Source organism: Kitasatospora sp. MAP5-34, from assembly GCF_029894335.1.
In the GTDB taxonomy this organism is placed as follows: domain Bacteria; phylum Actinomycetota; class Actinomycetes; order Streptomycetales; family Streptomycetaceae; genus Kitasatospora.
In genome coordinates this window covers 262703-288618 of the sequence record NZ_JARXZC010000001.1, presented here as the reverse complement: position 1 = coordinate 288618, position 25916 = coordinate 262703, and the positions used below count along the sequence as shown (strand labels likewise).

The following is a 25916-nucleotide window of genomic DNA, read 5'->3' as shown; positions in this document are numbered from 1 at the left end:
TTCGGTGACGGAGACGACGTGCCGCGCACTGGCCCTGACCGCACGATGTCCGCTGCGAGTGGCCGTGCTCGGGCGCTCGCGGAGTTGGGTGGCGGACCTGACCGCGATGGCCAACGCGGTGTCCGGGGCGGCCGGGACCCGGGTGGTCTTCGTCCCGGACACCATCGACTGGGACTCGGACACCGACCTGCGGGAGAAGCTCGACACCTACCGGGCCCGGCTCGTCTTCCAGACCGCCTCGCTCCAGAGCCCGTGGGAGTTCCTCGGGGTGACGGAGGAGACCCGGTGGAAGGAGCTGGTCTGGGAGGCGGGCAACGCGATCATCCTGCCGATGCAGGTCGCGCTGGTGAAGCGGGTCGCCGAGCTGGTGCGAAGCGCCGACCAGGCCCCGCTGCTGGTGAACGCCTGCTTCCCCGACTGGGTCAATCCGATCCTGCGGCACCTGGGCCTGCCGATCAGCTGCGGCATCGGCAACGTCGCGATGTTCGCGTCCTGTCTGAAGGCGCACTACCCGACCGAGCGGCTCCAAGTCGTCGGCCATCTCTACCACTTCTTCAAGATTCTCGGCACCAACCACTCGGAGGTGGACGGCCCCCGGGTGTGGATCGACGATCGGGAGGTACCTGACGTCGAGCGGACCCTCAAACCGGTCTTCCACGACCTGCGGTCGGTCAACGCGCGCGGCAAGCTCGTCAACGAGATAGTCGGCGCGGTGAGCGCCGAGGTGCTGTTGGCGCTGCTGTCCGACAGCGTGATCGCCACCCACGTGCCCGGTCCGAACGGGCTGCCCGGCGGGTATCCCGTACGGATCGGCGCCGGGCGGGTGGAGCTCGACCTGCCGGACGGCTGCGACGAGGCGGCGGCCGTCGCGCTCAACTCGCAAGGGGCGTACGACATGGGCGCCGGGGTGATCGACGCCGACGGCTTCTCTCGGTTCAGCAGTACGGCGGAGGGGCTGCTGAAGCCGTACACGCCCCGGTTCGCCGCCGGATTCCACATCGACGAACTGGACCAGGCCTGCGCCGAACTGACCGCGCTGCGTGCCACTTTGGAGCGCCGACCCGCCCGGAGCCGCCGGTGACGACGCCGCACGGCGGCGCGCCCGGTCCGGACCTGATCCTGCACAGCGGTCAACTGCTGGCCGTGGACGCCGGGTTCACCCGGGCAGCGGCCGTCGCGATCCGCGGAGACCGGATCCAGGCCGTCGGGTCCAACGAGGAGATCACGGCACTGGCCGGCCCCCGCACGGCCGTGGTCGATCTCGGCGGCGCCACGGTGATCCCCGGGCTGAACGACTCGCACTACCACTTCCTCAACCGGGCGGGCCGGGCCTACTACGGGATCCAGCTCGACCGGTGCGAGTCCGTCCGGCAGATCCTGGACGCCCTCGCGGCGAAGGCCAAGGAGCTGGGCGAACACCAACTGATCTTCAGCAACGCCGGGAACGCGGCCGAACTGCTCGACGACGGACGCACCCCGACGCTCGCCGAGCTGGACTCGGCCTGCCCTCGCAATCCGGTGCTGCTGACGTTCGAGGACGGCAAGCACGTCAACACCGCGATGCTCAGCCGCTCCGGGGTCACCCGGGACACCCCGTGCCCGCCCGGCGGCCGGATCGGCCGGCACCCGGTCACCGGGGAGCTGACCGGGGTGTTCGCCGGTACGGCCGACCGACTGCTGACCGGTGTGGGGTCGACGGCGACCGGTGACGTCGGCGCGTTCAGTACCGATCAGCTGGTGGAGAGCGCGCGTTGGGGACAGCGCCTGCTGGGCTCGGTCGGCGTCACCAGCATCCGCAATCCGGCCCTGCACCCCACCGAGATGGCCGCCTACCAACATCTCTGGCAGAACGCGGAGTTGACGGTCCGGGTCGCGATGGATCTCAACCTCGACCACGCCGGGCTGCCGGTGGACGCCGCGCTCGAGCAGTTGGCGGGGTGGGGGGTACGACAGCCGTTCGGCGACGAGTGGTTGCGGCTCAACGGCGTGAGCGAGCTGTGGATCGACCAGTCCACCGACGGGATGCTGATCAGCTGGCCGTACCGCGAGATCCCGCCGGTCGGCGAGGGCCGCGCCGACTACCGGGGAATCCAGCGGCTCCCCGCGGAGCAGCTCACGGAGTTGCTGGTCGGGATGGCCCGGCTCGGCTGGCGCCCGCTCGTCCACGCGGGCGGCGACGTGGCGGTGGATCTCGCACTGGACGCGTTCGAGGCGGCCGACCGGGCGGTGCCCCTGCGCGGCAGACGCTGGGTGCTCGACCACGCCCACTACGGCAGACCTCGGCACATCGAGCGGGCGAAGCGGCTGGGGGTGGTGGTCGCCATGCAGTACCACCCCTACATGTACTACCCGATCTTCGCCTTCTACCACGGGGCCGAGGCCGCAACGGACTTGTTCCCGGCCCGGCAGTGGCTGGACGCCGGGCTCGTGGTGGCGGGCGGCAGCGACTACTCGCGAGTGCCGGCCAACCCCTTCGAGGGGATCGGCTTCTGGGTGACCCGAAGGACCAGGAAATGGGGAGCAGTCGGCGTTTCGCACGCGGTGACCCGCGAGCAGGCACTGCGGATGGTCACCGTGAACGCGGCGTACCTGACCTTCGAGGAGCACCTCAAGGGGTCGATCGAGGCCGGGAAACTCGCGGACCTGGTAATCCTCTCGGACGACTATCTCACCGTGCCGGCCCCGGAGATCGGCGCCCTGACCCCGCTCGCCACCCTGGTGGGCGGCCGGGTCGTCCACCGCGCTCCGGGCTGCGGTCTCGAACTGCCGTAGCGCGGTCAGAACCGGTGGAACGGCGGCGTTCCCTCGGCGACGGCCCGTTCCTTCGCCGCCTGCCAGTCCGCCCGCCACTGCGCGGGATCGTGCAGCTCCGTGCGCGGGTGCGACCTGCTGCGGGCGACGAAGCCCGGATAGAACGGCCGGACGGACGGCTGCCAACTGGGCTGGTACCGCAGGTCGAAGCTCCGCCTCAGCGCGTCGCTGCGATTGGGCAGCGACGCGTGCACCAGGCGCCGGTGCATCAGCAGCAGCGATCCGGCCCGGACCGGCACGGCCACCGGCGCGCCGAGACCGTCGAGCACCTCGCGCCGGACGGCCGTCCGGCCGGGAGCGATCTCGTGCGGCAGGACGCCGTGCCGGTGGCTGCCGGGCCACACGCGCAGGCACCCGTTGTGCTCGGCGACGTCGCTCTCCGGGAGCCAGACCGTCACCATCCTGGTGGTGTCCACCTCCGGCGGGACTCCGGAACTGTCCTGGTGCGGCGGCGTGCTGGCCAACGCGGGCAAGCCGGCCCTCGCGGTGCCCGGCGGCTCCGGCAACTCCGGCAACTCCGGCAGCTCCGGCGGCTTCAGGCGGACGTGCAGGATCGGCGTGACCGCGACCTCCGGGCCGATCACCGACTCGACCACATCCAGCAGCGCTTCGTGCCGCAACAGTGTGAAAACCGCAGGCCCGGCCCAGTAGGGCGTGTCCTCACCCACCCCGTCGGGCGGCAACGCTATGTTGAAATTCTGGGAGTACGTCTCCCCAGTCTCACGACGGACGGCTGCCAACCGCTCGCCGAACGGCAGCCCCGGATAGGTCGAGGAGACCCGGCCCTGCGACCTCAGAGTGGACACCAGGCGGTCCAGCACCCCCGCGTGCTCCCGCGTGACGGTGGCGAGCACCTCCGGCAGACCCGGTACGTCCTCCACCACCAGATACCCGGCTCGCTCGAACGACAGCAACTGACGATTCGTCAGCGGCGGCATTCTGGCCCCCTTCCCGGATCGTCCCAGACCGTCCAGCCCGAACTCCTGCTCCGCATTCCTTCCACAGACGGGGAACTCGCATGCGCCGACTGCTCTCCTCACCGGTATTCCTGCTCTCCGCCCCACGCTCCGGATCGACCCTGCTGCGCTGCATTCTCGACAGCCACTCGGACATCTGTGCTCCCCACGAGCTGTACTTCGGGGAGCTGCGCGTCGAGGCCCCGACCCGACAGGGGCGCACTGCGCTCACCGAACTCGGCCTGGACACGGGCGAGGTGGCGAACGTCACCTGGGACGCGATGATGCACCACCTGCTGACGGAGAGCGGCAAGTCCGTCTTCGTCGACAAGACACCCCGGCATCTGTTCATGTGGCGACGGATCGCGGACGCGTGGCCGGACGCCCGGTACATCCACCTGCTGCGACACCCTGAACACGTCCTCCAGTCACTCCGGGAGAAGGTCCAGCAGCCCGACGTGTACGAGCGCGCGCTCCAGTACTTCGAGGAGATGATCCAGGTGCGCGAATCCCTGCCGGGCCATCTCGTCCGGTACGAGGACCTGACCGGAGATCCCGCGACGACGGTGCGCGGCATCTGCGACTTCCTCGGCGTCCCGTGGCAGCCGGCGATGCTCGACTACCGCAGGAACCGGGAGGAGCGGTACCCGCGCCGGCTCGGCGACGAGAGCGACCGGATCCACTCCGGCGTGATCCGGTCCGCCCTCCGCCAACTGCCGGACGGCGGAACGACGCAGGGCCTCGAGCCGTACTGCACGGCCTTCGGCTACCCCCTTGTCGACCACGCTTAGGCCCGGCGGAGACATCTTGACCGACTTCGCTGCGCCACCTCTCGTCCCGCCGCCGTCGCCGGACAAGCCCGCTCCCCCGTCGTCACCGGACGATGCCGGCCCTCCCCCGCCGTTGGCGGCGGCGCTGAGCGCCGACCTGACGATGACGTTCGCGTCCAGGACCGCGGACGAGAACGCCGGGCTCAGCTCGTGGCAGCTGGCCCGGCGGCTACCTCGGCTGCTGGGGCAGGTGTTCGCCCTCGCCTGGGCGGCCGGCCGGAGCGCGACCGCGACCGTGCTGGTACTGCGCGCGGGGTCCGGCTGCCTCGCCGCCCTCGGCCTGCTGGCGGCCCGCAACGTCCTGGTCCAGCTGTTCGTCCAGGGGCCGAGCCCGGAGCGGATCCGGGCGGCGCTGCCGGCGCTCCTGCTGATGGCCGTCCTGTACCTGGTCCACGGGGCGCTGGACGCCGGGGCCGACCAGGCCGGCGCGGTGCTCTTTCCCGCCGTACGCCGGCTCGTCGAGAGCCGGCTCTGCCGGAGCGCGGTGGAGGTCGAGTTGGCGGCCTTCGACGACGCCGAGTGGCACGACAATCTGAGCCGCGTCAAGGAACGCGGCGTCCGCCACGCGCCTTTGGTGGTCGAGCAGTTGTGCGAGTTGACCGGTTCGGCCACCGCCCTGCTGGGCGCCGCCGTGGTCCTCGGCGTGCTGCATCCACTGCTGGTGCCGCTGCTCGCGGCGGCGATGGCACCGAAGGCCTGGGGCACCCTGCGCGCGGCCCGGCTGGGCCAGGCGAGCGACATCGCCCTCTGGGCGGTCCGGCGGCGCCAGCGGATGCTCACCGACCCGCTGACCGACCGTGACAGCGCGGCGGAGATCCGCGCCTGCACCGCGCGGGACGCGCTGCTGGGCTCTCACCGGCTGCTGGCGGCCGCCGCCGAGCAGGAGGAGGTCACCGCCGGCCGCGCGCAGGCCCGCGCCACCGCCGCCGGCCGCGCGCTCAGCGGCGTCGGCGTGGCGGGCGGGTACGTCGCGCTCGGCGCGCTGCTGGCCGACGGTGACCTGCCGCTGGCATCGGCCGGGATCGCCGTGTTCGCGAACCGCGCGGCCCAGGCCGCGCTGACCCGGGCCGTCACGGGCCTGTGCGACCTGTTGGAGTACGGCGTGCACGTCACGGAGTACACCCGCTTCGTCGCGGACTCGGCGGCTCGCAGCTACCTCCGGCCCGGGCTGCCGTGCCCCGACGGTTTCCGGCAGATCCAGGTCCGGAACCTGACCTTCAACTACCCCGGTGCGGGCGCGGTCCCCGCCGTACGGGATGTGTCGTGCACCATCCGGCGGGGCGAGGTGATCGCCTTGGTGGGCGAGAACGGCTCCGGCAAGAGCACGCTCGCCAAGCTGCTGGCCGGCCTGTACCAGCCGCAGCACGGCAGCATCTCGTGGGACGGCCAGGACATCGCCGGGTTCGACCCCCACTCGCTGCACGAACGGATCTCCGTCGTGATACAGCTGCCGGTCCGGTGGCCGACCAGCGCCCGCGACAACATCACCATCGGCCGCCACGACCGCAGCGACCCCGACCACGAGGCCGTGACCAGCGCCGCCACCACCGCCGGAGCGCACAGCGTGATCGAGCCGCTCCCCCACGGGTACGGGACCCTGCTCACCAAGCGGTTCGCGCACGGGTGCGATCTGTCCGGCGGCCAGTGGCAGCGGATCGCGGTCGCCCGTGGCTACTTCCGCGACGCCCAGCTGCTGTTCTTCGACGAGCCCACCTCTTCCATGGACGCCCGCGCCGAGGCCCAGGTGTTCGAGCACATCCGGGGGTTGGCCGGCGACCGGACGATCGTCCTGATCACCCACCGGCTGGCCAACGCGCGCCACTGCGACCGCATCCTGGTACTCCGGCACGGACGGCTGGTCGAACAGGGCACCCACGACGAACTGCTCCGGCACGGCCAGGAGTACGCCCAGATGTACGCGCTGCAACGCACGGCGAACGCCGAGCCGGGACACTCCCACGAAGGCAGGACAGCATGAAGTCGGCAGGCACGATCCGCACCCTCGACGAGGACTTCGGTCCGCCGGGCGGGCGGCCGGTGGAGCTGGTCTTCCGTACAGTCGGTGAGCGCACCTCCGCACTGGCTCTGCAGCTCGCCATCCGCCACGTCCGCCCGAACCGCGTCCACCTGGTCGAGAACGTCAAGCCGTTCGCCCACGCGATGGACCGGCTGCTCCAGATCGAGCACGACTGCTCGCACGTCGTCTACTGGGACGCCGACTGCCTCGTACTCGAGGATCTGCGTCCCTTCCTGGACGACAACGAGCTTGCCTACGTGGACGCCTACGTCCGGGACCGGTTCCTCGGCCGCACGCACTGCGGCGTCCACGTCACCCGGACCGACCTGGTACGGCGGATGCGCGAAGTCCCGCCCGCCGCAGGCGACCAGCTCAACTCGGTGCTCCGCCCGGAGTCGAACCGAAGGCTGGTCGCCCGCCGGAACTTCCTGCCCGAGGTGCAGCTCAAGGGCTTCCACATCCTGCACGACCACTTCCAGCACTACCCGGACATCTTCGCGAAGAACGCCCTGCGGGAACTGCGGTCACGAAAATCCGCCAAGCGTAGGGGACTTAATGCCGCAATGGCCTGCTGGGGCGACGCGCCGGAGTTCTCCGTCGCACGGGCCGCCATCCGGCACGCCCGGCGTACGGTGGCGCCCGACGCCGCACCGGCCGTCGTCGAGGCGTACATCCACGAACTGCCGCGCACGGCTCGCGAGAACGTGGCAGCCATCGGCCTTCCCCGGCAACCACCGCTGACCATGCGGGAATTGGATGATGCTCTGGCAGCGGATTCCGCGCTCGGCACACTCCGCCGACCACCGAAGACCTTCGCGCTCGGACTGCCCGGCACGGGTATCCGCAGCCTGACCATGGCACTGCACGAACTCGGTGTCGATCTGGCGGGCGACCCGCTCGGCGACGGCGGCCTGGCCGCGTTGCGGCGCGGTGACGGCCGCTTTCCCGCACTCGACCACTACGACGGGCTGGCGGGCATCGTACCGATGCTGTCCGTCGCCGGGTTGGACGCCCGCCATCCCGGCGCACGGTTCATCCTGACCGTGGGCGACAAGGAGACCTGGCTGCGCTCGGCGGAACGCCACTGGAGCAACGGCCCGCCCTCCGAAGCGCCACCGGCGGAACAGGCGGCCTACCGGGAGGCACTGCGACTGGTGCTGGACCGGCTCTGCGACCCGGGGACGGCCGGACTCGGACGCGCGCAACTGAGCCGGATCCACGACGAGTTGAACGCACAGGTACGCGGGTACTTCGCCGGCCGTCCCGGCGACCTGCTCGTGCTCGACCTGCGCGGCGGGGAGGGATGGGAGCGGCTGGCCCCCTTCCTCGGCTGCGAGCCGCCCGCCGCACCCTTCCCGCACGAACGCAGTCCCGCGCACCCCCAGGGCGCCTACTGACCGACGGACGCCACCTCGCTGGGGCTCCCGTGACCTGCCACCATCGCGGCGAGCCCCTCGGCCAACCGAGTCCGGGGGCGGTAACCGAACGCGCCGGCCGCCACGGTGATGTCGGCCCCGGTGTGGCGTACGTCGCCTCGCTGCGCCGGGAGCCGGACGATCTCGACCGGTCCGACCAGCTCCTCGACCACGGAGATCACCTCCCGCATCGTCGTACGGCAGCCGCCGCCGATGTTCGCCACCCCGGTGAAGTCGGAGCAGGCCGCGTCCCGCATCGCGGTGACGACGTCCGTCACGTAGGTGAAGTCGCGGCTCTGCTCACCGTCACCGTAGAGCGGGAACGACCCGCCGCTCGCCGCAGCGGCGACCAACCGCGCGAAGGCCATCTCCGGCCGCTGCCGTGGGCCGTACACCGTGAAGAGACGCAAGGACACGGTCGGGACTCCGAACCCGCTGCGGTAGAGCTCGCAGAGGTGCTCGGCGGCGAGTTTGGTCACCCCGTACGGGGAGGCCGGCTGCGGGCGCAGGGTCTCGGCCGTCGGGTAGGACGCCGCGTCGCCGTAGACCGACGAGCTGGACGCGTACACCAACTTCCGCAATCGCCGACCGCGTGCCGCCTCCAGGACGGCCTGCGTGGCCAGCACGTTGAGCGCCGCGTACGTACGGAACTCCGCGCCCCACGACGGCCGCACGCCCGGCTGCCCGGCGAGGTGGTAGACGACGTCCGCGCCCGCCAGAAGGACGCCCAGATCGGCCGTCAGCAGATCGACCCGCTGGAGCGAGAAGGCGCCGGACGACATCATCGGAGCCAAGTTCCGCTCCTTGACCGCCGGTTCGTAGTAGTCGGTGAACGCGTCGACGCCGACCACCTCGTCGCCGCAGGCCAGCAGGTACGCGCAGAGGTGGGATCCGATGAAACCCGCCGCCCCCGTCACCACAGCCCGCATCGAGCACCTTCTCTCGCAGCACACCAGGATCTGCCGCCCGAAACGTGGCAGAGCCCGTCCAGTTACTCACAGTTCCCATCATGCGGCATAGAGCGACCAGGACCGGTGACCCGTTTGGCTCAGGAGGTCTCGGGCCGGTCATCACCGAGGACGAAGAACCGGGCGTCGCGACGCCGGCCCCCTACCGGCGGACGCTCTAAGTACCGTTTCCATACCGAAGCCGTTTTGAGCTGCGGAAACGCTCGCGGCCGACAGGGCCGCCGGGTACGATCCGGCTCACGCCCTCCGGCGCGCCGTCCCCCGTGCCGCGACGTCCGGTGGGCGTTTCGCGGGGCATTCGGAGGTCACCGCGCACTCGGCACCCCGCGCGCCAATGCTGTCGCGCGAACGCGGAAGGGCAGCGCTTTGGCGGATCGGCTCACCGGAGGGGACTCCTCGCTGCTGCGCAGGATCAACGCCGCCGTCACGCTGCGTGCGCTGCGCGACGGCCAGTCGCTCACGCTCACTCAGTTGGTCGGCGACACCGGGCTGTCCCGGCCGACGGTCGAAGGGGTGATCGAGGGGCTGATGGAGGCCGGCCTGGTCGCGGAGGTCGAGCCCGTCCAGGACAACGGCCGTCAACGCGGGCGCCCGGCACGCTGGTTCCGCTTCCGAGCCGAGGCCGGGCACATCCTCGGGATCGAGATCGGGGTGCACGACATCCGGGTGACCCTCGCCGACCTGACGGGCCGCATCCTCGGCGGCGACGCCAGAGCCGTCGAGGAGACCCGGGACGCCGAAGGACGGCTGAGCTGCGTCCGGACGGCCGTCGCCGACGTGCTGCGCAAGGCCGGGGTGTCCCGGGACAGCCTCTGGACGGTCGCCGTCGGCACCCCCGGCATCGTCGACCGGGACGGCACGGTACGGCTCGGCACCGCGATGCCCGGCTGGACGGGCCTCGACCTGGGCGCGCGGCTGCGGCGCTCGTTCCGCTGCCCGGTGGTGATCGAGAACGACGCCAACCTCGCTGCCATCGCGGAACACTGGCAGGGCGCGGCGGTCGGCAAGGGCGATGTGGTCTTCGTGATGGCCGGACTGAGCCCCGGAGCCGGCTCACTGATCAACGGCAGGCTGCACCGGGGGTTCGGCGGCGCGGCCGGCGAGATCGGCGCCCTCCACCTGCTCGGCCAGGAGGCCACCCCCGAGCGGCTGCTCTCCACCACCGGCAAGCCGCTCGACCCGCTGGACGAGGCGGCCGTCGCCCGGGTGCTGCGGCTCGCCCGCGAGGGAGACGAGGTCGCGCAGGTCGCGATGGACCGCTTCCTGCGCCGACTGGTGCACGACGTGGCGGCGCTGGTGCTGGCGCTCGACCCCGAACTGGTGGTGGTCGGCGGCTGGGCCGCCGGGCTGGACGGCGTGCTGGAGCCGCTCCGCGAACAGCTGGAGCTGTACTGCCTGCGGGCACCCGAGGTGGTGCTCGCCGCGCTGGGCGAGGAGGTCGTGGCGATGGGCGCGCTACGGGTCGCCCTGGACCACGTCGAGGAGCAGCTCTTCGCCGTCGACCCGCCCGTACGCTGAGAGCGCCATAGACAGGGGCGCGGGAACTGCGCCAACTCGGAAGAGTCCAGACCGTTGCCTTCCGACTCGCGCAGTTCCTCGCGCCCCTGTTGTAGCTGATCGAGTACCTACCGCAGAGCCTTACGCGGTACGCGCGGCCTCGACCGGGGTGACCTCGACCAGGCCGGTCTCACCGAAGGTCAGCTTGCAGGTGTCGGCGCGGTAGGTCGAGACGGCGAGCGCGACCAGCCGCCCGGCGGCGGCGTACTGGGTGGTGACCACCAGGACCGGGGTGCCCGGCGGGCGCTCCAGCAGGGCGGCCTCCCCGGCCTCGGCGACACCGAGTTCGACCGAGCGGGACTCACCGTCGACACCGAGGCGCTCCAGCTGGCGGAGCACCGAGCGGGCGCGGTCGTTCTCCGCGCCGCCGATCAGCTGCGGGACGGCCGGGAGGCGCGGCACGGCGGAGTCGGGCACGTGCAGCGACTCGGCGGCCATGATCTGCCCCTGCACCAGGCGCAGCCGGCGGACGGTGTGCACCGTCTCGCCCGCCGGGATGCCGAGGGAGCGGGCCAGCTGGGCCGGAGCGGGCGCACTCACGCAGTCGACACTGCGCCAGGACTGGCTGCGGCTGGTACTGGGCCAGCCCTCGTCGCTGCGGCCGACCGGGACACCGACCCGGGGTGCGGCGATCAGCGTGCCGATGCCCCGGCGGCGGACCAGCCTGCCTTCCAGCTCCAGCTGGTCGAGCGCCTGCCGCAAGGTCGCCCTCGCCACGCCGAAGCGGGCGGCGAGCTCGCGCTCGTTGGGGAGTACCTGGCCGGTGGAGAACTCACCGTCGATGGTGCGCACCAGGACCGTACGCAGGTGCCAGTACTTCGGCTCCGGCACCGTCGAGCCCGACGCGGCCGGGACCGGCACCGCCATGAGTTGTCCTTGTCCCACCGTGTCCTCCACCCTGAAGGACTCCGGGCCTGCCCCGTGCCCGGTCTTGCGGCAGGTGGGAGGGGCGGGCTTTATCCGTCCTTCTTTATTAAAGGTCTTTGCAGTAAGGGACACTATGGGGTGTCGGCGGAGATGGTCAAGACCAATGACGGCGGCCGGGACGGGGGCGCGGCTGCTCGCGCGGGCCCTGTCACGGCGGTTACCCTTCCCCGGTGACTGTGGTGACGAGTGTGAACGTGAACGGGATCCGGGCCGCCGCCAAGAAGGGCTTCATCGAGTGGCTGGCTGCCACCGCAGCGGACGTGATCTGCCTCCAGGAGGTGCGCTCCGAGCCGGAGCAGCTGCCCGCCGAACTGCGCGACCTGCCCGGCTGGCACGCGGTCTGGGCCCCCTCGGTGGCCAAGGGGCGGGCCGGGGTGGCCATCCTGTCGCGGAAGGCACCGGAGCGTACCGCGATCGGATTCGGGTCGGACGAATTCGACAATTCCGGCAGATACGTAGAAATCGATCTGCCCGGACTGACGGTCGCCAGCCTCTACCTCCCCTCCGGAGAGGTCGGCACCGAGCGCCAGGAGGAGAAGTGGCGCTTCATGGCGGAGTTCCTCGTCCACCTCACCGAGCTGCGCAAACGCGCCGCCGAAGACGGGCGCGAGGTCGTGGTGTGCGGCGACTGGAACATCGCCCACCGCGAGGCCGACCTCAAGAACTGGAAGGCCAACCAGAAGTCCGCCGGCTTCCTCCCCGAGGAACGCGCCTGGCTCACCCGGGTCTTCGACGAGGCCGGCTACGTCGATGTCGTCCGCGCCCTCCACCCCGACCAGGACGGCCCCTACTCCTGGTGGTCCTACCGCGGCCGCGCCTTCGACAACGACAGCGGCTGGAGGATCGACTACCTGATGGCCAGTCAGAGACTCGCGGCCACGTGCGCCAGTGCCTACGTCGAGCGGGCCGCCTCCCACGCCGAGCGCTGGTCCGATCACGCCCCGGTGACAGCTGTCTTCGACCTGGGGTGAAACGGACTCTCCGACTCATCATCCGCATCCCGGATGGAGGTATAACCAGCCTGTAGACAAGGCTAGTTGCTTCACATCACGGCGGCCTGGTGCGAGCGCCTCCGCGCGCTCCAGGCCGCCGCCGCGCTCCGCCGGCACTCCAGCCGAAGATCCTCAGTCAATGATCCGACGCCCGCCCGAACAGTTTTGAGAAAGCGATTCGTGCCCACGCTGACGGCTCATAGGCCGATCCGGCACAGCATCGCCAGAACCACGGCGGTCGCGTCGGCAAGGTGCACGGACGGGCGGTCCACCGTGGCGGTTACGCCGGGCCCGCGCCCTCGGGCGAGAACGCGGTCAACTGCCCCTCAGCAGCCGAACCACTGAGGGGCAGCGGCGAACACGTCGACACAGGCGCCGGGCAACTGGCGTTCCGTCACCAGCGGTACCACCGGGAGCGCGTGCCGCCCGTGCCGGCGCCACGGGCCACGAAGCCGACCAGCCAGAGCACCAGCACCACCAGGGCGACCCACCACAGCACGTGGATGACGAAGCCCACACCGCCCAGGATCAGGGCGAGCAGCAGAACGAGAATGAGGGGAACCATGAGATCCATCTCCTGACGGAACGTCGGTTGTCAATGGGGAAGGTGCTGCCGGCGCCGGCTGAACCGGGCCCGGCGTGACGTCGAGTTCGGGATCAGCGCTTCGTCGGCAGCGCCTTGATCGGCGGGCGGCGGAGCAGCCGCTGCGTCGCGTTCGGCCGCTGCCTGGTTCGCGCGCAGTTCGCCGATGGGCAGCCGCACGGCCCGTTCCCGGGTCGTGCGGACTCCGGCGCCGACCAGTAGGACGGCCAGCGCGAAGACCAGTGCCAGCGCCAGCCCGGCCAGGAAGATGCTCAAGCCGTTCATGTGGGCGACGTCGTTTCCCAGGATGGTCACGGTGTAGTCGGGTCCGCCTGACACGTTGTCGGCGATCGCCAGGCCGGTGAAGACTCCGGTGGCGGCCAGTAGGACGATTCCGAGCAGCAGCATCGCTGGGTCCCTTCCGTGGAAGTGTCCTGGAGACGCCTCGCGCCTACCCGCACAGTCGCATGGCTAACGTCGCAGACCGTTGTATTCCCGGACAAAAGAGGCAGTCGGGCTCAGCGCTGTTGGCGCTGAGCCCGCCCTGCCAGGCTCGATGAGCGGTCACTTCCTTCCCGCCCGTGCGCCTACCCGCCAGGGCATCCCTCTCCGAGTGGCCGCGCGCGGCCACTCCTTGCCCGCAACACGGTCCTCGAACTCAGCAGTCTCGCGCAGCGGAGGAGCTCGATAGACTCCGAGAGAGCGGTGTCGAACACGTGAAGGATTGCGATGGCCACCCCCGAAGCGGATACGGACCACGGGACGGTGGCCGCGCTCGCCGCCGAGTTGGCCGCGCTGCGGGCCACCGCCGGCCGCCGTCACCTGCTGGATGTCGCCGCTGGTGTACTGGTCGCCCAGCTGGGCGTGGAACCGGCCGAGGCGGCCGAGCAGCTCGACCGCCTGGCCGCGGAGACCGGGCAGACGTCCACCGATCTGGCCGCCGACCTCCTCAACCAGGCAACGGGGGCTGTCCCGGAACGGGCTGAACCGGCAACCTTGGCCGAAGCACGCCGGCACCGGCTGGCCGGCTCGGCTGTCGAAGCGGTGGCCGACGACATGGACGTGCTCGCCGACACCCTGTTGAGCGAGCACCTGCGGCCGCTCGGGGCCGAAGGGGTACTTCTGTGGCGGTTGCGCGGCAGCGGATGCCTTGAGCTGGTGGGGCACGCCGGCGTCAGCCCGCTGGAGGCGGCTCGCTGGCGGTGGATCCCGCCGCAGTGGCCCAACCTGCTGCAACTGGCTGTCGGGGACGGCATGCCACGCTGGCTGCCCGCAGGCCCGCCGCCGGAGGAGCCGCTTCCGGGCCCCGCCGCCGAGGCGGCGCGCGCGGTGCTGCCACTGCGCCGTCATGGTGGGTCGGTGGGCCTGGCACTGGTGGTGTGGCCCGCGCCGACGGGCCTGGAGGAACCGGTCAGGGAGAGCGTGGTGGGACTCCTGGAGGTCGCCGGACGAGTCCTGGAGGCACAAGCGGCGGCCGCCCCGGAGCCGGCCACCCGACCGGCGCTGAACACTCTGCTGGACCTGCTGGCACACCCGGCCATGCTCCTGGCGGAGGACCCGCGGACCGGCGAGCAGTGGGTCGAGCACCTGAACGCCGCGGCAGCCCGGGCCACCGCCCTGCCCGATCCGGTGGGCCGGCCGCTCGCGCAGCTGCTGCCCTTCGTCCAGGACGAGCTCTGCCGGCTGATCGGGACGGCGCACGCCACGGGCACCCCGCAGCGCCGCCCCCGACTGCCCGCCGTCCACCACTCCGGGGAGCCCGGCTCGCTGGTTAACGTCCGGACGCTGCCGCTCGCCCCGGGGTGCACCATCGTGCTCTGGCACGCCGGCAGCCGTGACCACGCCTTCTCCCTGCTGGAGCTGGCCGGGCGACTGACCGACCTGGCCGCCTTCGAGGACGACCTGACCCGGGAGACCAGCCACTGGAGCGCGCGCGCCTACCCGATCTTCGGGCGGGCCGCGCAGGCCGGCCCGCTTCCGCTGCAGCAGCTCGCCCCACTGCTCCACCCGGACGACCGGGGCCAACTGGCCACTCAGATCGAAGCCATGACGCAACGCCAGGAGAACGTCAACACCACGCTGCGGATCGTTCGGGAGGACGACGGCAGCCTGCGCCACGTGCGGATCATCGCCGAACCGGTCCTCACCCACGGCACGGTGACCGGAGTGACCGGGGTCTTCCAGGACGTCTCCGCCCAGCACCGCACCGAGCTCGCGCTGACCGCCACCTTTGACCGGCTCGCCACCGTGCAGGAGCAGGCGGCGCTGCGCCACCGGCTGGCACTGCAGCTGCAGGAGGCGATCATCCCCGAGGCACCGGACCTGCGACGGATCGACGGCATCGAGGTGGCCGCCCGCTACCGCCCGGCCGCCACGGAGTACCGGGTCGGCGGGGACTGGTACGAGGTGCTGCCGCTGCCCGAGGGCCGGATCCTGGTCACCGTCGGCGATGTGGCCGGCCACGGGATCGACGCGGTCAACGGCATGGTCGCGCTCAGCGGTTCGCTGCGCGGCCTGGCGTTCGCCGAGCTCCAACCGGCCAAGCTGATGGGCGTCCTCAACCGGGTCACCCTGCACTCCGCCGGACGGCCGACCGCGACCGCGATCTGCGCGCTCTACGACCCCGAGAGCCGCGCGCTCTGCTGGGCCAGTGCCGGCCATCTGCCGCCACTGCTGCTGCGCGACGGCCGGGCCCGGCTGCTGGACTCGCCGCACGACATCCTGCTCGGCGCGCTGCCGGAGGCGGAGTACCACGAAATCAGCACCGAGCTGCGCCCGGGAGATGCCCTGCTGCTCTACACCGACGGCCTGATCGAGCGCCGCCATTCCTCCTTGGACGAGACCCTGGCCACCCTGCGGCGCGCGGCCGAGCGGCTGCCCGCCGCCGCCGACGTCGAGGAGCAGGCCGCCCAGCTGCTGGCGGCCGTGAGCGGTGACACGGACGACGACGCCAGCCTGGTACTGCTGCGGATCGGCTGACCGGCGCCGGTCAGTGCGCCGTCCGCTGGTTGACCACGGTGAGCCAGCGGCGCAGTCGTGCCAGCAGGTCTTCGATGTCCACCGGCTTGGTGACGTGGTCGTTCGCCCCGGCGGCCAGGCTCTTGGCGCGATCGCCGGGCATCGCCTTGGCGGTCAGCGCGATGATCGGGATGTCGGCGAACTGCGGCATCTCGCGGATCCGCGCGGTCGCGGCGTAGCCGTCGAGTTCGGGCATCATCAGGTCCATCAGCACCAGGTCGATGTCGTCGCGGCTGTTCAGCAGCTCGATCCCGGATTTGCCGTTGTCTGCGTGCAGCACCCGCACGCCGTGCTGCTCAAGAACGCCGACCAGGGCGAAGACGTTGCGCGCGTCGTCGTCCACCACCAACACCACCCGACCGGCGAGGTCCGGGTCCGCGCCGCCTTCGACGGTGGCGGCAGCGTGGCCGCCCGTGCGCTCCGGCGTCCTCGCCACGGCCTCCCGGGCGACCGGCAGGTACAGGGTGAAACTGCTACCGGCGTCCAACCTGCTCTCGGCGACGATGACCCCGCCGAGCAGCCGGGCGATCTCCCGGCTGATGGACAGCCCCAGACCGGTACCGCCGTAGCGCCGACTGGTGGTGCCGTCGGCCTGCTGGAAGGCACCGAAGATGCCCTCCAGGTGCTGGTCGGCGATGCCGATCCCGGTGTCGCTGACCCGGAAGGCCAGCACGGTGGCGCCGTCGGGCAGTTCGATCGGCAGGGCGTCGAGGCTGTCCCGCGCGGCGAGCTCGACCCGCAGCTCGACGCTGCCGGACGCGGTGAACTTGACTGCGTTGGAGACCAGGTTGCGCAGCACCTGGCGCAGCCGCGCCTCGTCGGTGAGGATCTCGCGCGGCACCTGGGGCACCGCACCGACCCTGAACTCCAGGCCCTTCTGCCCGGTCAGCGGGCGGAAGGTGGCGTCGACGTAGTCCAGCAGCTGGGCGAGCGGGAACCGGGCCGGACTGACGTCCATCTTCCCGGCCTCGACCTTGGACAGGTCGAGGATGTCGTTGATCAGCTGGAGCAGGTCGGAGCCGGCCGAGTGGATCACGCCGGCGTACTCCACCTGTTTGGGCGTCAGGTTCTGCTCGGGGTTCTGGGCCAGCAGTTGCGCGAGGATCAGCAGGCTGTTGAGCGGGGTGCGCAGCTCGTGGCTCATGTTGGCCAGGAACTCCGACTTGTACATCGATGTCAGCGACAACTGGTGGGCGCGCGCCTCCAGTTCCTGGCGGGCCTGCTCGATCTGCAGGTTCTTCGCCTCGATGTCCTGGTTCTGGGCGGCCAGCAACGCCGCCTTGTCCTCCAGTTCGGCGTTGGAGCGCTGCAACTCCTCCTGTCCGGCCTGCAGTTCGTCGGAACGGGTGCGCAGCTCCTCGGTCAGGCGCTGGGACTGCTCCAGTAGTTCGTCGGTGCGGGCGTTGGCGAGCAGCGAGCTGACGCCGACGCCGACCGTCTCGGTGACCTGGTCCAGGAAGTCGCGGTGGACCGGGGTGAACGGGTGCAGCGTGGCCAGTTCGATGACAGCCAGCAGCTGGTCCTCCACCACGACCGGCAGCACGATCAGCGCAGCCGCGGCGGCGGAGCCGGCACCGGAGGAGACGGTCGCGTAGCCCGGCGGGAGGTCCTCGACCACGATGGTGCGTCGGCTGCGGGCCGCCTGGCCGACCAGCGACTGGCCGAGCGTGTAGCGGACCGGGCCGGCTGACGGGTCCTCCGGCGCACCGTACGCCCCGATCCGGACCAGGCCGGCGCCGCGCGGCCCGTCCTCGGCGAGGTAGAAGGCGCCGTACTGGGCGCCGACCAGCGGGGCCAGCTCGTCCATCACCAGCTCGGCGACCACGGGCAGGTCGCGTCGGCCCTGCAGCAGCGCGGCGACCCGGGCGAGGTTGGTCTTCAGCCAGTCCTGGTCCTGGTTGGCGCGGGTGGTCTGGCGCAGCGACTCCACCATCGAGTTGATGTTGTCCTTGAGGTAGCCGACCTCGCCGGGGGCCTCCACCGTGATCGAGCGGGTCAGGTCGCCCTCGGCCACCGCGCTGGTGACCTCGGCGATCGCGCGGACCTGGCGGGTGAGGTTGCCGGCCAGTTCGTTCACGTTCTCGGTGAGCCGCTTCCAGGTACCGGAGACGCCCTCGACCTCGGCCTGACCGCCGAGCCTGCCCTCGCTGCCGACCTCGCGCGCCACCCGGGTGACCTCGGCCGCGAAGGCGCTGAGCTGGTCCACCATGGTGTTGATGGTGGTCTTCAGTTCGAGGATTTCGCCGCGCGCGTCCACGTCGATCTTGCGGGTCAGGTCGCCGTTCGCGACCGCCGTGGTGACCTGGGCGATGTTGCGGACCTGGCTGGTGAGGTTGTGCGCCATGAAGTTGACGTTGTCGGTCAGGTCCTTCCAGGTGCCGGCCACGTTCGGCACCCGCGCCTGGCCGCCCAGGGTGCCCTCGGTGCCCACGTCGCGGGCCACCCGGGTCACCTCGTCGGCGAATGCGGAGAGCGTGTCGACCATCCGGTTGATCACGTCGGCGAGGGCGGCGACCTCGCCCTTGGCCTCGACGGTGATCTTCTGCGAGAGGTCGCCGCGCGCCACCGCCGTGGCGACCTGGGCGATCGAACGGACCTGGCCGGTGAGGTTGGAGGCCATCACGTTGACGTTGTCCGTCAGATCCTTCCAGGTGCCCGAGACGCCGCGTACGGTGGCCTGGCCGCCGAGGTTGCCCTCGGTGCCGACCTCGCGGGCCACCCTGGTCACCTCGTCACCGAAGGCGCTCAGCTGGTCGACCATCGTGTTGATGGTCTCCTTCAGCTCCAGCACCTCGCCGCGGGCCGTGACGGTGATCTTCTGCGAGAGGTCGCCCTTCGCGACGGCGGTGGCGACCTGGGCGATGCTGCGCACCTGGTCGGTGAGGTTGGAGGCCATGAAGTTGACCGAGTCGGTCAGGTCCCGCCAGGTACCCGAGACGCCTTTGACCTGTGCCTGACCGCCGAGGCGCCCGTCGGTGCCGACCTCGCGGGAGACCCTGGTCACCTCCGAGGTGACCAGGGACAGCTGGTCGGCCATGCCGTTGAAGACGCCGGCGATGTCGCCCAGCAGGCCGTCGGCGTCGGTGGGCAGGCGGGTGGAGAAGTCACCGTCGCGCACCGCCGTCAGGACCGCGAGCAACCGGCGCAAACCCTCCTCGTCCAGCGCGGAGTGCTTGGTCGTTCCGTCCATCGCTCACCTCACGGCGTATGACTCAGGCGCGGTCGGCCGCCCGGAAGGCGCTCAACAACCACCTTGTCACCCCCGCTGCCGACGCGACCAGGGCTAGGTACGCAGGAGATGGCCGGGCGCCGGTATTTCCGACCAGACCGTCTTGCCACCACCATGCTCCTGACAGCCCCAGCTCCGGGACAGCCGCGCGACCACCCGCAGCCCGTGCCCGCCGGGCTGGGCCGCCGCTCCCTCTGCCGCCAGGCCGAACGGGCTGGGAACCGGTGGGCGCGGGTCGGCGTCGCTCACCTCGATCCGCAGCAGACCGTCGTGCAGGGCCAGCGCGATCTCCTGCGGACCGCCCGCGTGCAGGCAGGCGTTGGTGATCAGTTCGGAGACCACCAGCAGCACGTCTTCAGCGGCGTCCTGGCCGTCCTGGTCGAGCGCGGGCAGCCAGCCGAAGTCCACCAGCGCCGCCTGCGCGAAGTCGCGGCAGCGGCCGACCACCCCGCTGGTCCCGAACAGGGCCAGCCGGCGGATGCGTACGGGTGCGTTCATGGCGCCAGGGCCTCGTCCAAGGTGGGGTAGATCGTGAAGACCGCGTCCGCGCCGGTGATCTCGAACAGCCGCGTGACCGGCGGACGGAGCGCGGCCAACTCCAGCCGAGCACCGACCTGCTGCGCGTCCAATCGGGTGTGCAGCAGGGCATTCAGGCCGGTGGAGTCGCAGAACGCCAGCTCGGCGCAGTCCACCACGATTCGCTCCGGCCTCGCGGCCACCGCATTGGCCAGCGCCTCGCGCAGCGGCCCGGCCGTGTCGTGGTCCAGTTCCCCGCCCAGCGCGAGCACCGACTCGGGCGGGCCGACCCGCAACACGACGGTGAACCGCCGCTCATCGTCATCAGGCCGACGGCTCTCAGCTCCGGTCATGGGAAGACTCGCCGCCTCGTCGCGGAGCCCGTCCGGCTCCTGGAACCTCGTGCTTCCTCATGATGGCCTCCGCATGATGGCCTCCGCGCGGTTGACCAGAAGTGCTTTGAGCCGACGGGCCCGTTCCCCCAGCTCGAAGAGTCGGACGGGCGACACGGCCTCGGCCAGCACGGGAAAGATCCTCGCCTCTTCCTCCCCGTTGTGCCTGGTGACTTTCTCGATCAGCTGGGCCACCAGCCGGTCGAAGTCGGGGGTTCGGGCGGTGCGGCTCGCCAGTTCGCTCAGCAGTGCCTCCACCGCGCGGTGGGAGAGCAGCTCCCTGTCGACGATCGCGGCGCCACCGGGCAGGCGATGCACCAATGGGTACAGATAGTGCTCCTCGGTCACGCTGTGCCGCACGAGATCGGCGGTCACCTCGTCGACCAGCGTCTTGCGCTCCTGGTCCCCGACCGGCAGGGCGACGATCCGGCTGAACGTGACGGCGGTCAGTGCGTGGTCAGCGGTCAGTTCGTGCAGGATGTCGCCTTCGCGGACCATGGCCTCTCTCCCTGATGGATGCTGCTCACTCCGCACCTGCCCAGACCGCGGCCGCGTACGCACACCGGAGGACACAGACCCGCGGCCCTGCTGATTTCGTACGGCGCCGACGGAGTGAAGGAAAACCCGGGCCGATTTCAGGCATCCCGCGCGACGTGCGGGGTAGGCGAACCAAGACGGGTCCGAACCGATGATCGGAGTGTGACCGTGTTGCCTGCCCTACCTGACATCCGCAACCCTCGCGAGGCCGACACCACGGAGGCCCGCGCGCTGTCCGAAGTGCTCTTCGCGCGCCTACGGACCGTCGAGCCGGGCACGCCGGAGTACTCCTACGTCCGCGGCACCCTGATCGAGCTCAACCTCTCGCTGGTCAAGTTCGCCGCCCGGCGCTTTCACAACCGCGCCGAGCAGATGGACGACATCGTCCAGGTCGGCACCATCGGTCTGATCAAGGCCATCGACCGCTTCGACCCCGATCGGGAGGTGCATTTCGCCACCTTCGCCCTGCCCACCATCGTCGGCGAGATCAAACGCTACTTCCGGGACACCAGCTGGTCGGTACGGGTCCCCCGCCGCCTCCAGGAACTGCGCCTGGAGCTGGCCAAGGCCACCGACACGCTGGAACAGGACCTGGAGCACGAGCCCACGGTCGCCGAACTCGCCGAGCACCTGTGCATCACCGAGGCCGAGGTACTGGAAGGCCGGCAGGCGACCAATGCCTACACCACCGGCTCACTCGACCCGCCCGCCGACACCGACGAGGCCGACGGACCGCTCGCCCGCCGGCTGGGCACCGAGGACGCGGCGCTGGACGAGGTGGTCGACCTGGTCTCGCTCAAACCACTCATCGCCGAACTGCCCGAACGCGAACGCACCCTGCTCTCGCTGCGCTTCGTCGACGAGCTGACCCAGGCCGAGATCGGCGATCGCCTCGGCATCTCGCAGATGCACGTGTCACGCCTGCTCAGCAAGACCCTGACCCAGCTGCGAGCCGGCCTGCTCGGCCAGCCGCAACCCGCCTGAGCCCGCCTGTCCACACGTCCTGAACTGCTCACGTCCGCAGCGGTCGGTGGAGGCGGACAGCCGCCTCCACCAACCGCCGTGCACGAACGCCTGCGGCAGGTTACCGCGCAGCCGGCGCTGGGCGAGGTCGAACTCCTCGGCGTACGGGCCGGGCGGCCCGCACGCGGCCCGGTCGCGTGCGAACCAGCGGACGGCCTCCACCGTGTGGTGCTGCTGGTGTTCGGCCAGGGCCACGACGAAGCCGCAGAGCAGGAACGCGCCCTCGGCGCCCTCCAGCGCCGCGCCGGAGTCCGGCGCCCCGTCAGACGCCGACGTGGTGGGCCCGTACGGGGCGCAGGAGCTCGGCGCGCTCGTCCTCGGTGAGGCCGCCCCAGACGCCGTACGGTTCCCGCACCCGCAGGGCGCGGGAGAGGCAGGCGTCGCGCACCGGGCAGCGCGCGCAGACCTGCTTGGCGGCCTGCTCCCGATTGTCGTGGGCCTCGCCGCATTCTCCGAAGGGGTGGAAGAACAGGCTGGTGTCGACGCTGCGGCAGGCTGCCCGCAGCTGCCAGTTCCAGTACTGGTCGAAGGCGCCGGGCAGTCGCGAGGTGTTGGTCATCAGGTATTCCCTCCTCGGTCACGAGATCGTGTCCCGCGACGCGTCTCACCCGTGTCGCCGCCCCAAAACCCGGCAGTCGCGGACTCGATCGGCTCCTCGTCGGGGCCGGGGGCGATCAGCCGGTGGCGCGCAGCCGGGCGAGGGCGGTGTCGATGTCGAGGTGGTCGGACTCCGACCCGGCGGGCACCAGGGTGAACGCCTCCGCGAGGAAGGCGGTAACGACGTCGTCCGGGGCGCTGAGCACCGCCCTGCCGCTGGGAGTCCGCAAGGTGATGAGGACTTCGCCGACAGGTCCGGGCCTGACGGTGACGTCGCCGCTGCCGGTCGGGGCGTGACGGCCCTCGTTCAGCAGATCGCGGCTGAAGTACCAACAGACCCGGGCGTCACCGCCGGTGCAGCTGCACGGGGCCACCGGAAACGCCAGGCATGCCGCGTAGGGGAGGGCCGTGTCGAAGCGGAGTTCCGCGTCGACGGGGACGTCGGGCAGCGGGCCGTCGGGAAATGTGACGGGCAGCGGGCGGACAGCGGACGTATGCACCGGATGACCTTCCTGCGATGGCGGCGCGTCGGCCCACGAGCGGGCCGACGTGTGTCAACGGCGCCTACCCGACGCCCCAACCGCCAGTCAGCAGACCCGCAACCTCCACAACTCCCCCGCGCACACGACACACCGCCCGTCAGGACCAGCCCGCAGCACGGGCGTTCGATTCGCTCGTGGGCTGCGAGACGCCGTCCGCAGGCGCGGCGTGTCCGTTGACATCCGGTCGTACTCGGCTGCCCGGCGGGCGGGTGGGCGGACCATCCAGAAACGCGCGGTGACCTCGGCGGCGCGACGCCGTACGGACCGCAAGCCGCGGCGCGGGTCAGTCGGGCGGCTCCTGCGGACCGGGGCGGCCCGGCTCCGGGGGTTCGGGGTGCGTCGGTGGCCCCGGTTCGGGCCCTCCCGGCCTGCCCGGCCTGCCAGGCGGGCCCGGCGGCTCAGGCGAGCCGGGAGGCGCCGGCGGGTCCGGCGACAGCGGGGGCACGACCGGGTCCGGCCGTTCGGGCGGTGCCGGCGGGACAGGCGGCGCCGACGGGATGGGCGGTTCGGGTGGTACGGGGGCGATGTCGGGATCCGGCGGGACGGGGATGGAGGCCATCGCGTGCCCCTTTCCTTTCAGTGGCCGAGGGCCTCTAGTGGCCCAGGGCGTTGGCGAGTTGCTTCTTGTTCATCTTCGAGCGGCCGTGGATGTTGCGCTGCTTGGCCTCGTTGTACGGCTGCTCGTAGGCGAGGCCCTGGGAACCACTGTGGGAGCGCAGGCCGCCGCGCCGACCGGAGGAGATGTCCTTCACCGAGCTTCGGCCGGCGGTCTCCGACTCGCCGTGGCGCGCGCGTTCCTTGTTGACGGTGCGGGCGGCGATCTCCTTGGCCCGCTTCTCGCTCTCACCGCGCTCCAGCGCGCTGTCCTTGATGTGCACGTACTGGCGTTCCCCGATTCGGCGCTGGTCCGTCCGGCGCGGATCCGGCCCCCGACGCGGTTAACCGCTGGTGGCGACCTGAAACCCTCGCCGGCACCCGGCCGCTAACCACCCGCCGCATCCCCGTCACAGGTTCCGGGCGGGCGCGGGTCGTCCTCCGGCTGCGCGGCCTCGTCGGTGAAGGCGACGTCGACGTGCTGCTCGGGGCGGCGCTCCTCCTGGCGGGCGACGGCCCCCAGCACCTCCTCGTCCGGCCCGGTAAGCGGCGGCTGCACCAGGCTGCGCGGCCACAAGTGCCGGTGCAGCACCACGTTCGTCTCCGCCGCGTACACGGTGACCTGCGCGGCGAGGTACAGCCACGAGAGCAGGCCGATGACGGTGGCGAAGAATCCGTACACCTCGGTGGCGTGGCGCAGCTGATGGGTGACCAGGAGGGCGCCGAAGGCCTGGAGAACGGTGAACAGGGGCCCGGCGACGGCACAGCCCGGCATCAACGCGCGGGTGGGGACTTCCGCGGGAGTGAGGATGCGGAAGCAGGCCAGGCACAGGGCGGTGTTGATCAGGGCGGACAGCAGCAGAGCGCCGATTCGGGCTGCCGAGCCGGCGAGTGCGGTGCCGATGAGGGTGGCGGCGGCGGTGGCCAGGAGCAGGCCGGTGGCGAGGGCGGTGAACAGCAGCAGGCTTCGGGCCAGGCGCGGCCAGTAGCCGGGGCGGCGTACGCCGGGGACGTTCCAGACCTCGGCCATGGCGTGCTGCAGGACCTGGGCGATGCCGAGCGCTCCGTACAGCAGGCCGAGCAGGCCGATGACGAGCGCGAGGCCGCTGCCCTGGACGGAGTGGACGTTCTGGCGCAGTTGGTCGCCGATGATCGGGAAGTCCGCGAGCGCGGAGCCGACGACGGCCCTCTGGGCGCCGGGGTGGCCGTGCAGGGCGAAGCCGAGCACCGTGGACAGCAGGAGCAGCAACGGGATGAGCGCGACGAAACCGTAGTAGGTGATCAGGGCCGCGAGGAGGCCACCACGGTCGTCCCCGTACTTCTTGACCACCCCGACGACCACCGCGGACGGGGTGCGGTGCTGCTGAGCACGGTCGAGTGAGCGCAGCGCGCGTTCGACGGGATTCATGACACGACTCCCTCGCCCGACAGCGGTGGCCGATGCCGACCCCGCGTCATGCGTGTGCCCCGTAAGCAGACCGGCTACCGCCCAGAAGGCCGGGCCGTCTGTCGGCAGCAGCTGGGGGCGTCCTGCCTGCGGCTCAAGGAAGAGGAACGTGGGCGTCGGGCGTACCCGGCAGACCTGCCGTCGGGTGGATGCGGCTGCTCGACCTGCAAGCCCGGCACATCGAGAAGTTGAACGCCGACCACGCATCGACGGAGGGCGGGGGCGGATAGTGCGGACAGCTTCCCGAACGCTCATGGCCGCGATCTCCTCACACAAACACCAGTAGGCGAGAGGATGACGTCCATCAGGAAGACCGAGGAGGTTTCCGCGCATGGAGATCTCACTGACCACCGATCGGCTCATCCTCCGGAACTGGTCCGTCGACGACGCCGAACAGGCACTGGCGATCTACGGCTCGCCGGACGTCGCACGTTGGCTGACTCCGGCGATGGATCGCGTCGGCGACGTGGCGGCGATGCGCTCGGTGCTGCACGCGTGGCAGGAGGCGCAGCCGAATCTGCCGCCGCCCCGGGGACGGTGGGCCGTGCAGCGCCGGGACGACCAGGTGCTCGTCGGAGGTCTCGGCATCCGGCTGTTGCCGCCGTCGTACGAGGATGACCTCGAGGTGAGCTGGCAGCTGGCCCCTGGAGCGTGGGGGAAGGGCTACGCGACCGAGGCCCGGCCGCGCGTCCACCACGTCGACCTGGACGCGGGCTACACGCCCGCGCAGTGGCCGGCCGACTTCGTCCACTCCATGCTGGGCCGGGTGGCCGCGTCGTTCAGTGCATTTCCAATCGGGCAAACCAGCCAACTACCCCATGCACGGGCGAATCGCTCATCTCTGCGGCCGAGAACGCATTCGCCCTGTCGGTCAGGGGCGTGGGCGTCGGGTTCGCTCGACTATCCATGCCAGAAAAAACATGAAGCCAGCCGGCCCAATGAATGAGGAAGACCGTGAGGCCGGC

23 protein-coding genes and 1 pseudogene are annotated in these 25916 nt (G+C 71.1%); 10 read left to right on the top strand and 14 right to left on the bottom strand.

What is annotated here, in order from left to right; all coding sequences use genetic code 11:
* Positions 1-4 precede the first annotated feature (4 nt).
* Both P3T29_RS01345 and P3T29_RS01340 read left to right on the top strand, forming a co-directional pair.
* On the top strand, positions 5-1081 hold the full coding sequence (locus tag P3T29_RS01345; RefSeq protein WP_280714321.1) for a hypothetical protein: 1077 nt from the start codon (positions 5-7) through the stop codon (positions 1079-1081).
* A complete protein-coding gene (locus tag P3T29_RS01340) occupies positions 1078-2772 on the top strand; it encodes an amidohydrolase (RefSeq protein ID WP_280714320.1) in 1695 nt (564 codons plus the stop codon). Before P3T29_RS01345 ends, P3T29_RS01340 begins: the two co-directional genes overlap by 4 nt.
* A gap of 5 nt (positions 2773-2777) precedes the next feature.
* On the opposite strand, the gene P3T29_RS01335 is transcribed toward P3T29_RS01340, so the two are convergent.
* On the bottom strand, positions 2778-3749 hold the full coding sequence (locus P3T29_RS01335; RefSeq protein WP_280714319.1) for a phytanoyl-CoA dioxygenase family protein: 972 nt from the start codon (positions 3747-3749) through the stop codon (positions 2778-2780).
* A gap of 80 nt (positions 3750-3829) precedes the next feature.
* Between P3T29_RS01335 and P3T29_RS01330 the strand changes: the two genes are divergently transcribed.
* From P3T29_RS01330 to P3T29_RS01320, 3 genes are read left to right on the top strand one after another with little or no spacing between them, the layout of a single operon-like run.
* Complete coding sequence (locus P3T29_RS01330) at positions 3830-4558, top strand: sulfotransferase (protein WP_280714318.1); 729 nt, start codon at positions 3830-3832, stop codon at positions 4556-4558.
* A gap of 16 nt (positions 4559-4574) precedes the next feature.
* Positions 4575-6575 carry an ATP-binding cassette domain-containing protein gene (locus P3T29_RS01325; RefSeq protein WP_280714317.1) on the top strand — a complete coding sequence of 667 codons (2001 nt, stop codon included), beginning with the start codon at positions 4575-4577 and terminating at the stop codon, positions 6573-6575.
* On the top strand, positions 6572-8011 hold the full coding sequence (locus tag P3T29_RS01320) for a sulfotransferase (protein WP_280714316.1): 1440 nt from the start codon (positions 6572-6574) through the stop codon (positions 8009-8011). The genes P3T29_RS01325 and P3T29_RS01320 overlap by 4 nt, the downstream gene beginning before the upstream one ends.
* Here the strand turns inward: P3T29_RS01320 and P3T29_RS01315 are convergent.
* On the bottom strand, positions 8005-8958 hold the full coding sequence (locus tag P3T29_RS01315; protein ID WP_280714315.1) for an NAD-dependent epimerase/dehydratase family protein: 954 nt from the start codon (positions 8956-8958) through the stop codon (positions 8005-8007). The two genes, P3T29_RS01320 and P3T29_RS01315, sit on opposite strands and share 7 nt — an antisense overlap.
* Before the next feature lie 405 nt (positions 8959-9363).
* Between P3T29_RS01315 and P3T29_RS01310 the strand changes: the two genes are divergently transcribed.
* Positions 9364-10515 carry an ROK family protein gene (locus P3T29_RS01310; RefSeq protein WP_280714314.1) on the top strand — a complete coding sequence of 384 codons (1152 nt, stop codon included), beginning with the start codon at positions 9364-9366 and terminating at the stop codon, positions 10513-10515.
* 120 nt (positions 10516-10635) lie between these two features.
* On the opposite strand, the gene P3T29_RS01305 is transcribed toward P3T29_RS01310, so the two are convergent.
* A complete protein-coding gene (locus P3T29_RS01305) occupies positions 10636-11421 on the bottom strand; it encodes a GntR family transcriptional regulator (RefSeq protein WP_280714313.1) in 786 nt (261 codons plus the stop codon).
* Between the two features lie 230 nt (positions 11422-11651).
* On the opposite strand from P3T29_RS01305, the gene P3T29_RS01300 reads away from it, so the two are divergent.
* The gene (locus tag P3T29_RS01300) at positions 11652-12452 is read left to right on the top strand and encodes an exodeoxyribonuclease III (protein WP_280714312.1); all 801 of its coding nucleotides are present in this window, start codon (positions 11652-11654) and stop codon (positions 12450-12452) included.
* Positions 12453-12867: 415 nt separating this feature from the next.
* Here P3T29_RS01300 and P3T29_RS01295 read toward each other — a convergent pair whose 3' ends face one another.
* Together P3T29_RS01295 and P3T29_RS01290 are read right to left on the bottom strand one after the other, a co-directional pair.
* Positions 12868-13038, bottom strand: coding sequence for a hydrophobic protein (locus P3T29_RS01295; protein ID WP_280714311.1), 171 nt, complete (start codon positions 13036-13038; stop codon positions 12868-12870).
* A 30-nt stretch (positions 13039-13068) separates the two neighbouring features.
* On the bottom strand, positions 13069-13464 hold the full coding sequence (locus P3T29_RS01290) for a hypothetical protein (protein WP_280714310.1): 396 nt from the start codon (positions 13462-13464) through the stop codon (positions 13069-13071).
* A 321-nt stretch (positions 13465-13785) separates the two neighbouring features.
* Here P3T29_RS01290 and P3T29_RS01285 point away from each other — a divergent pair, with 321 nt between their 5' ends.
* On the top strand, positions 13786-16035 hold the full coding sequence (locus P3T29_RS01285; RefSeq protein WP_280714309.1) for a SpoIIE family protein phosphatase: 2250 nt from the start codon (positions 13786-13788) through the stop codon (positions 16033-16035).
* A gap of 10 nt (positions 16036-16045) precedes the next feature.
* Here the strand turns inward: P3T29_RS01285 and P3T29_RS01280 are convergent, their stop codons facing one another.
* From P3T29_RS01280 to P3T29_RS01265, 4 genes are all read right to left on the bottom strand, one after another.
* Entirely contained in the window at positions 16046-19264 is a 3219-nt protein-coding gene (locus tag P3T29_RS01280) for a HAMP domain-containing protein (protein ID WP_280714308.1), read from the bottom strand.
* Between the two features lie 93 nt (positions 19265-19357).
* Positions 19358-19801 (bottom strand): ATP-binding protein, encoded by a 444-nt coding sequence (locus tag P3T29_RS01275; RefSeq protein WP_280714307.1) that lies wholly within the window; start codon positions 19799-19801, stop codon positions 19358-19360.
* On the bottom strand, positions 19798-20172 hold the full coding sequence (locus P3T29_RS01270; RefSeq protein ID WP_280714306.1) for an STAS domain-containing protein: 375 nt from the start codon (positions 20170-20172) through the stop codon (positions 19798-19800). Before P3T29_RS01270 ends, P3T29_RS01275 begins: the two co-directional genes overlap by 4 nt.
* Before the next feature lie 57 nt (positions 20173-20229).
* Positions 20230-20709 (bottom strand): hemerythrin domain-containing protein, encoded by a 480-nt coding sequence (locus P3T29_RS01265; protein ID WP_280714305.1) that lies wholly within the window; start codon positions 20707-20709, stop codon positions 20230-20232.
* A gap of 201 nt (positions 20710-20910) precedes the next feature.
* Between P3T29_RS01265 and P3T29_RS01260 the strand changes: the two genes are divergently transcribed.
* Positions 20911-21732 (top strand): RNA polymerase sigma factor SigF, encoded by an 822-nt coding sequence (locus tag P3T29_RS01260; RefSeq protein WP_280714304.1) that lies wholly within the window; start codon positions 20911-20913, stop codon positions 21730-21732.
* Positions 21733-21760: 28 nt separating this feature from the next.
* On the opposite strand, the pseudogene P3T29_RS01255 reads toward P3T29_RS01260, so the two are convergent.
* The 5 genes and pseudogenes from P3T29_RS01255 to P3T29_RS01235 all read right to left on the bottom strand — a co-directional run.
* Positions 21761-22008: pseudogene (locus P3T29_RS01255) on the bottom strand (glycoside hydrolase family 15 protein); the annotation flags it as partial.
* Between the two features lie 25 nt (positions 22009-22033).
* The gene (locus P3T29_RS01250) at positions 22034-22330 is read right to left on the bottom strand and encodes a WhiB family transcriptional regulator (RefSeq protein ID WP_280714303.1); all 297 of its coding nucleotides are present in this window, start codon (positions 22328-22330) and stop codon (positions 22034-22036) included.
* Between the two features lie 115 nt (positions 22331-22445).
* Entirely contained in the window at positions 22446-22868 is a 423-nt protein-coding gene (locus tag P3T29_RS01245) for an SsgA family sporulation/cell division regulator (RefSeq protein WP_280714302.1), read from the bottom strand.
* A 635-nt stretch (positions 22869-23503) separates the two neighbouring features.
* The gene (locus tag P3T29_RS01240) at positions 23504-23788 is read right to left on the bottom strand and encodes a plasmid stabilization protein (protein WP_280714301.1); all 285 of its coding nucleotides are present in this window, start codon (positions 23786-23788) and stop codon (positions 23504-23506) included.
* A 104-nt stretch (positions 23789-23892) separates the two neighbouring features.
* Positions 23893-24912, bottom strand: a complete 1020-nt coding sequence (locus P3T29_RS01235; protein ID WP_280714300.1) for a YihY/virulence factor BrkB family protein — start codon at positions 24910-24912, stop codon at positions 23893-23895.
* Positions 24913-25282: 370 nt separating this feature from the next.
* Between P3T29_RS01235 and P3T29_RS01230 the strand changes: the two genes are divergently transcribed.
* A complete protein-coding gene (locus P3T29_RS01230; RefSeq protein WP_280714299.1) occupies positions 25283-25897 on the top strand; it encodes a GNAT family N-acetyltransferase in 615 nt (204 codons plus the stop codon).
* Positions 25898-25916 lie beyond the last annotated feature (19 nt).